The sequence below is a fragment of the Collinsella sp. An2 genome, assembly GCF_002160065.1.
GTDB lineage: Bacteria > Actinomycetota > Coriobacteriia > Coriobacteriales > Coriobacteriaceae > Limicola.
In genome coordinates, this window is record NZ_NFJW01000020.1 from 20932 (window position 1) to 28317 (window position 7386).

2 protein-coding genes and 3 rRNA genes are annotated in these 7386 nt (G+C 64.5%); all 5 read right to left on the reverse strand.

All coding sequences use genetic code 11. From position 1 onward, the window contains the following. Positions 1–3 precede the first annotated feature (3 nt). Complete coding sequence (locus B5F33_RS09670; protein WP_087411607.1) at positions 4–1617, reverse strand: NAD(P)H-hydrate dehydratase; 1614 nt, start codon at positions 1615–1617, stop codon at positions 4–6. Beyond that, the gene (gene acpS / locus B5F33_RS09675) at positions 1595–2158 is read right to left on the reverse strand and encodes a holo-ACP synthase (protein WP_087411608.1); all 564 of its coding nucleotides are present in this window, start codon (positions 2156–2158) and stop codon (positions 1595–1597) included. Before acpS ends, B5F33_RS09670 begins: the two co-directional genes overlap by 23 nt. A 191-nt stretch (positions 2159–2349) precedes the next feature. Then, a 5S ribosomal RNA gene (gene rrf / locus B5F33_RS09680) occupies positions 2350–2465 on the reverse strand. A gap of 150 nt (positions 2466–2615) precedes the next feature. Next, positions 2616–5580: ribosomal RNA gene (locus B5F33_RS09685) — 23S ribosomal RNA — on the reverse strand. A 392-nt stretch (positions 5581–5972) separates the two neighbouring features. After that, positions 5973–7386, reverse strand: a 16S ribosomal RNA gene (locus B5F33_RS09690); the annotation flags it as partial.

Below are 7386 nucleotides of genomic sequence, written 5' to 3' on the forward strand. Positions count from 1 at the left end.
TCTCTACTCCTCCTCACCGTTGAGCAGGCCGAGACTACGAAGGGCCTCGTCGCCGGCAAGATGCATCGCCGGGCCAATAAAATCGATAAGATCGGTTGCCATGACGCTCTTCTCGCCATACTCTTCCGCCGCAGCAAAGCCGGTATACGAATGGATGGCCACCGCATACGATGCGAGAAGCTCCCAGATATCCACCTGATCGGCCCACAGGGCAGTCGACCCAGCCAAGATGCCGGCGAGCACATCGCCCGAGCCCGCCGTGGCAAGCGAGGCGGGGCCAGACATGGGAAACAGCACCTTTTCAACGCCGACGACGGCGGTCGTCGGGCCCTTGGCAATCACAACGAGGTTGTCAGAGCCTGCAGCCCACACCAGCTTCTGCGCGGCATCGATTGCCGATACCAAATCGTTCACCTCGTCGCCACCCACCAGGCGAGAAAGCTCGCGATAATGGGGCGTGAGCATAAGCGGCGCCTCGCGCCGATACATCTCGGGCGTCTTATCAATGCCGCCGATCGATGCCTTGGCGAGACAGTTCAGCGCATCTGCATCCAGGATGAGCGGCACATCGAGCTCGAGCAGACCCAAGGCGACATCCATGCTGCCGGCGGAAACCGTCATGCCGGGACCGCACACAACGCAGCTGTATTTCTGCGCAAGCTCGCAGACCGCGTTCCGCGCAGCCGCGCCAAAAGACCCGCGGGAGTCATAGGGAATGCCAAAAACAGGGATGGAGGGCAGCGCAAGCCGGATAAGGTTGGCGCATGGCTCAGGAGCGGCAACGGCGACGTAACCGGCGCCGGCGCGAGCGGCGGCCTTGGCAGCCATAATCGCAGCTCCGGGATACTGGGTAGAACCGCCCACCACAAGAACCGAGCCGCGAGAATATTTGTCGACATTTGCCGGAAGATGCTGGAGATAGTCGACGATGTCTACCGGCTCGACGATCTCGGCAGCATGATCGACATCATCAATGACCTCGTCCATCTTTTCATACAGCTCGCCGCATACCAGCTCGCCAACATACTCAGGGCCATCGCCACTATACAGCCCGATCTTGGGAGCCAACATGGTAACGGTACGATCGGCACGAATGCAGTCATCTTCAACGCGCCCCGTACGAGCATCGAGACCTGAAGGAACGTCAACGGAAACCACCGTCGGCGCGGCCTCGTTGACCGTACGAATCCAAATCGAGAAGGGTGTACGCAGCGCCCCATGAAAGCCCGTGCCAAGAATAGCGTCCACAACAACATCGGCTTGTTCAAGCAAGCCAGCAAGCTCATCGCGCGAGGGTCCAACATACATGGAGACATCGCGACCCGCCGTCCTGCGCGCAACATGACGGGCAAGAACGGCAGGGATTTCATCCGGCTCAACCGGAGTCACCACATCAACCGAAACGCCCTTTTGCGAAAGAACGTCAGCAGCAACCCATCCATCGCCACCATTGTTGCCAAAACCTGTAAGAATTAGAGCACGCTGCGGCTTAAGACGCATGACCTCCTGAGCCACAAACTCTCCGGCAAGCTCCATGAGCTCGGCTTTCGAGGTGCCTTCTTTTTCGATGATGTCTTCGAGCCGAGTGACCTCGTCAGTGCTCAGAACCGGTTTCATCGTCACCCCTAACCGTCGCATCTTCCTGAGATGCAGCATCAGTGAACAGTCCATCGTCTTGCGCGCGTTCTAGCTCATCAAGGACTACACGCGCCTCGCGAAAAGATTGAGCTATACGCGCCCGTTCGTCAACCGCCTGTTCTTTCGGTTTAGGACGATCATCCTGCGTGATAGCCATCGCGTTAGCCACAGCCAGCCCGCTGGTAAGAGATAAGGAAAGCGCAACCTCTACCACACCAGCTTCCCGTGCGGCCGTCAGCGCCCCGCCGGAAAGAACAGCACAGGGCTTTCCACGGGCGTCACGTGACACAGATACGTCTTTCCGCCCAATGCCAGGTCCAAAACCCGCACCCAAGGCCTTTAGAACGGCTTCCCGTGCAGCAAAACGACAGGCATAATGCGCCGCTGGACGCGAAGTGGATTCGCAATATTCACGTTCTTCATCGGTAAAAACTCGTTGCGCAAACGAGGGAGTGCGCTGAAGGATTGCCTCCATACGCGGAATTTCAACGATATCGACACCGATGCCCGCTTGTGCCACAAGAACACCTCCGGTCAGGTCGTACGTGGTCGGATAAACAGTCATACCGACTTATTGTACCGCGTAGACCTCGAGGCGTCCCCCGCCCCGCGCGTACCGGAAATAGACACAGGCCTAGATACAGAAGAGGGGGGAGGGGCTGGAAAGCCCCTCCCCCCTGCGCGGGCCTCGCGGGCCCTGCGCCGCCCGACGGCCAGCGGCGCCCTGCCCTCCCACGGGCTGTCCCCGCAGTACTCTCGGCGCGAGGGGGCTTAGCTTCCGGGTTCGGAACGGGACCGGGCGTGTCCCCCCTGCCATGGCCGCTGGCCGCCGGGCGGCGCCCGCCGGCGAGTGATCCCCGGGGGCGTCCCCCCGCGTGCCCTGAGGGCCGCACAGCGCTCGAAGGGTTTCCCGGACACGTCGGAGAGCGGCATGGACCGAGCGGGCGCCTGTCGCGGCGCCGCGCGGGACGCGGCCTGAAGAGAGCTCGGGCGATCAGCACCGCTCGGCTGAGGACGTCGCCGTCCTTGCACCTGCGGCCTGTCCACCGGGTGTTCTACCCGGGCCCTTACCGAAGGGGGAACTGATCTCGGGAACGGCTTCCCGCTTAGATGCCTTCAGCGGTTATCCGTGCCGGACGCGGCTACCGGGCGATGCCGTCGGTCGACAACCCGTGCACCGGAGGTCCGTCCACCCCGGTCCTCTCGTACTGGGGGCAGCCTCCCTCGATTCCCCTGCGCCCGCGGAGGATAGGGACCGAACTGTCTCACGACGTTCTGAACCCAGCTCGCGTACCGCTTTAAACGGCGAACAGCCGTACCCTTGGGACCTGCTCCAGCCCCAGGATGCGATGAGCCGACATCGAGGTGCCAAACCTTGCCGTCGATGTGGACTCTTGGGCAAGATCAGCCTGTTATCCCCGGAGTACCTTTTATCCGTTGAGCGACGGCCCACCCACGTGGGGCCGCCGGATCACTAGAGCCTGCTTTCGCACCTGCTCGACTCGTGGGTCTCGCAGTCAAGCCCGCTTGCGCTCTTGCACTCTCGAGGGCGGTTGCCGACCGCCCCGAGCGGACCTTCGCGCGCCTCCGTTACCCTTTAGGAGGCGACCGCCCCAGTCAAACTGCCCGCCTGGCACGGTCCCCCCGCCGGCTCACGGCCGGGGGTTAGGACGCCGGACGGGAGAGGGTGGTATTCCAAGGGCGGCTCCGGAGGGGCTGGCGCCCCGCCATCACGGCCTCCCACCTATCCTCTACACTCCCGACCAGCGGCCAATGCCAAGCTGCAGTGAAGGTTCACGGGGTCTTTCCGTCCTTCCGCGGGTAGGTCGCATCTTCACGACCAGTGCAATTTCACCGGGTCCGTGGTCGAGACAGCGCCCAAGTCGTTGCGCCTTTCGTGCAGGTCGGAACTTACCCGACAAGGAATTTCGCTACCTTAGGACCGTTATAGTTACGGCCGCCGTTTACCGGGGCTTGGCTTCGGAGCTTCGGGCGAACCCTAACCCCTCCGCGTGACCTTCCGGCACCGGGCAGGCGTCAGACCCTATACGTCGCCTTGCGGCTTCTGCAGAGTCCTGTGTTTTTGGTAAACAGTCGCTTGGGCCTCTTCACTGCGGCCGGCCTCCGCTCCGGGGGCATGCCCCTTCACGTACGCGCCGGCACCCCTTCTCCCTAGGTTACGGGGCCATTGTGCCGAGTTCCTTGACCACGGTTGACCCGATCGCCTCGGTATGTTCTACCCACCCACCTGTGTCGGTTTGCGGTACGGGCGCGCGCGGACCTGCCTAGCGGCTTTTCTAGGGACCACGGGCTCACTCGCTTCGCCTAATCGCTTCGTCCGGGGCCTCGCCCTCGCGCGGGGGGGACTTCCCTCCCCCGCGGGCCGCACCCCATCACCGGGACGTCCAGAACCCGGCCGAGCCACCCCCATCCGTCGCCGCGTCGGTCATAGCGGTCCGCGCGCGGTGCAGGAATGTCGACCTGCTGCGCGTCGGCTACGCCTGCCGGCCTCGCCTTAGCCCCCGACTGACCCTGGGGGGATTAGCCTCGCCCAGGAAACCTCGGGTTCACGGCGGAGGAGTTTCTCGCTCCTCTCTCGCTACTCATGCCAGCATTCTCACTCCCGCGCGGTCCACCGGAGGTCGCCCTCCGGCTTCGCCCCCCGCGGGAAGCTCCCCTACCGCACGCTCTCGCGTGCCCGCCGCTTCGGCGCCATGCTTAGCCCCGTGTATTGTCGGCGCGCGTCCACTCGGCCAGTGAGCTGTTACGCACTCTTTGAAGGGGTGGCTGCTTCTAAGCCAACCTCCTGGCTGTCTGGGCGGACGCACATCCTTTGCCACTCAGCATGGACTTGGGGGCCTTGGCGGGCGGTCTGGGCTGTTTCCCTCTCGAGCACACAGCTTAGCCCACATGCTCTGACTGCCGGCCTCTGGTCCGACGGCATTCGGAGTTCGGTCGGGATCGGTAGGCGGCGAAGCCCCCTCACCCGTCCGGTGCTCTACCTCCGCCGGAGAACGGCCGACGCTAGCCCTAAAGCTATTTCGGGGAGAACGAGATATCTCCGGGTTTGATAGGCCTTTCACCCCTATCCCCAGGTCATCGGGGCCCTTTTCAACGGACTGCCGTTCGGCCCTCCACGGGGTCTTACCCCCGCTTCAGCCTGCCCAGGGATAGCTCACCCGGCTTCGCGCCCGCGGCGCGGGACTCAATCGCCCTGTTAGGACTCGCTCTCGCTACGGCTCGCTTCCAAGCTTAACCTCGCCCCGCGCCAGCGACTCGCTGGCTCATTCTACAAAAGGCACGCCGTCACACCGCATAGGTGCTCCGACTGCTCGTGGGCGCACGGTTTCAGGTGCTGTTTCACTCCCCTCCCGGGGTGCTTTTCACCTTTCCCTCGCGGTACTGGTACGCTATCGGTCACAGGAGAGTGTTCAGGCTTGGATGGTGGTCCACCCAGGTTCGGACCGGGTTTCACGTGCCCGGCCCTACTCGGGACCGGCTCCGGGTCCGCGCGATGGGGTGCGCCTACGGGGCCCTCACCCTGTGCCGCCGGCCTTCCCATGCCGTTCGGCTCCCCCTCGCGCGCGGCCCCGGGGGGCGGAGGCCCCCCGACGTCGCCGTCCCACAACCCCGGGGGCGCCGGTCCCTCCGGACCATTGGCGCTCCCCGGTTTGGCCATGGCCCCCTTTCGCTCGCCGCTACTCGGGGGATCTCGTGTTGATTTCTCCTCCTCGGGGTACTTAGATGTTTCAGTTCCCCCGGTTCCCCTCCCCCTCCGTATGTGTTCGGGAGGGGGACGGCCGCGCCACCGCGGCCGGGTTCGCCCATTCGGAGACCCCCGGATCTCAGGCCGTGTGCGCCTCCCCGGGGACTATCGCGGCTTGCCGCGTCCTTCGTCGGCTTCCTGTGCCAAGGCATCCGCCGTGCGCCCGTGACATCTCTCGCCGCCCCGCCCCGGGGCGGCGCCGCCACGTGCTTGCATTCAAATCGTCTTGGATGTGTCGCATGAATAGCGCTCGCTCGCGGGGCCCCCTCGGGGCCCCGGGTGTCGCATACCATTCTTCGATCAGATGCGACCCAACCTTGTGTGTAATCCAAGTTTGGGTCTTTGATGCTTCTTCGTTCTCTACTCGCTTGATATCGATGGAGAATCGTGTCCGGGCCAGGATGTGCCTCCTGGCCCTTCTCGCGCTATGCGGCTCTCAAGGTACGCGGGTGCGACCCCGGGGACCGGACGCCGCGGGGGATGCCGGGGACGGACCGGGCCGGGCGCGCGGCCGGGCCTTCGAACCAAAGTGTGTAAGTCTATGTCTCTCTAAAGAATGTCTCCCTAGAAAGGAGGTGATCCAGCCGCACGTTCCCGTACGGCTACCTTGTTACGACTTCACCCCCCTCGCCCTCCACACCTTCGACGCCTCCCTCACGAGGTTGGGCCGGCGGCTTCGGGTGCAGACGACTCGGGTGGTGTGACGGGCGGTGTGTACAAGGCCCGGGAACGCATTCACCGCGGCATGCTGATCCGCGATTACTAGCAACTCCGACTTCATGGGGGCGGGTTGCAGCCCCCAATCCGAACTGGGGCCGGCTTTAGGGATCCGCTCCCCCTCGCGGGGTGGCAACCCTCTGTACCGGCCATTGTAGCACGTGTGCAGCCCAGGACATAAGGGGCATGATGACTTGACGTCGTCCCCGCCCTCCTCCGGCTTGGCGCCGGCGGTCCCGCATGGGTGCCCAACTTGATGCTGGCAACATGCGGCGGGGGTTGCGCTCGTTGCGGGACTTAACCCAACATCTCACGACACGAGCTGACGACAGCCATGCACCACCTGTGCGCGCTCCTCTCGGCCCCGCGGTCTCCCGCGGCTCACGCGCATGTCAAGCCCTGGTAAGGTTCTTCGCGTTGCTTCGAATTAAGCCACATGCTCCGCTGCTTGTGCGGGCCCCCGTCAATTCCTTTGAGTTTTAGCCTTGCGGCCGTACTCCCCAGGCGGGACGCTTAATGCGTTGGCTGCGGCACGGGGGGACGTCCCCCCCACACCTAGCGTCCATCGTTTACGGCTGGGACTACCAGGGTATCTAATCCTGTTCGCTCCCCCAGCTTTCGCGCCTCAGCGTCGGTGCCGGCCCAGAGGGCCGCCTTCGCCACCGGTGTTCCGCCCGATATCTGCGCATTCCACCGCTACACCGGGCGTTCCACCCTCCCCTGCCGGACCCAAGCCGCGCGGTTCGGGGCGCGGGCCGGGGTTGAGCCCCGGCATTTTACGCCCCGCCTGCGCGGCCGCCTACGCGCGCTTTACGCCCAATGAATCCGGATAACGCTCGCCCCCTACGTATTACCGCGGCTGCTGGCACGTAGTTAGCCGGGGCTTCTTCTGCAGGTACCGTCTTGACTCGTCCCTGCTGAAAGCGGTTTACGACCCGAAGGCCTCCGTCCCGCACGCGGCGTCGCTGCGTCAGGGTTGCCCCCATTGCGCAAGATTCCCCACTGCTGCCTCCCGTAGGAGTCTGGGCCGTGTCTCAGTCCCAATCTGGCCGGTCGGTCTCTCAACCCGGCTACCCGTCGCGGGCACGGTGGGCCGTCACCCCGCCGTCTACCTGATGGGCCGCGACCCCATCCCGCGCCGCCGGAGCCTTCCCCTGCGGGCCATGCGGCCCGGAGGGGGCATCGGGTATTACCCCAGGTTTCCCTGGGCTATCCCCGGGCGCGGGGCAGGTTGGTCACGTGTTACTCAGCCGTTCGCCACTCGC

Bases quoted from the DNA above. Each gene is read 5' to 3' on its own strand.
- B5F33_RS09670 (WP_087411607.1), bottom strand. From the start codon at position 1,617: ATGAAACCGGTTCTGAGCACTGACGAGGTCACTCGGCTCGAAGACATC.